The sequence below is a fragment of the Halomonas sp. ND22Bw genome (assembly GCF_003011945.1).
GTDB lineage: Bacteria > Pseudomonadota > Gammaproteobacteria > Pseudomonadales > Halomonadaceae > Halomonas > Halomonas halophila.
Genome location: NZ_PXWD01000451.1, coordinates 1 through 333, shown reverse-complemented (window position 1 = coordinate 333; position 333 = coordinate 1). Strand labels below are relative to the sequence as shown.

The window sequence follows — 333 nt, the reverse complement described above, 5'->3', positions numbered from 1 at the left end:
ACCTGAAGGCCGGCACGCTGCGCGCCATCGGCGTGATGGGCAAGCAGCGCGTCGCCTCGTTGCCCGACGTGCCGACCATCGCTGAACAGGGCTTCCCGTCGGTGGATGTCGAAGGCTGGTTCGCCCTGGTCGGCCCGGCCAAGCTGCCGGCCGCGCAGGTCAAGCGGCTGCACGACGCGATCGTCGTCGCCTTCAATGACCCGGAGGTCAAGGCGGCAATGGCCAAGCAGGACAACTTCATCAACCCGGGCACGCCCGAAGCCGCGCTGAAGTTCTTCAAGTCCGAGCAGGAGCGCTACGCGAAGCTGGTGAAGAAGGCGAACGTGCAGGTCG

General features: G+C 66.7%; 1 protein-coding gene. It reads left to right on the top strand.

Features of this window, described 5'->3' with window-relative positions; translation table 11 throughout:
• On the top strand, positions 1-333 hold a 333-nt coding region (locus tag CVH10_RS18890), incomplete at both ends, for a Bug family tripartite tricarboxylate transporter substrate binding protein (RefSeq protein ID WP_369335881.1).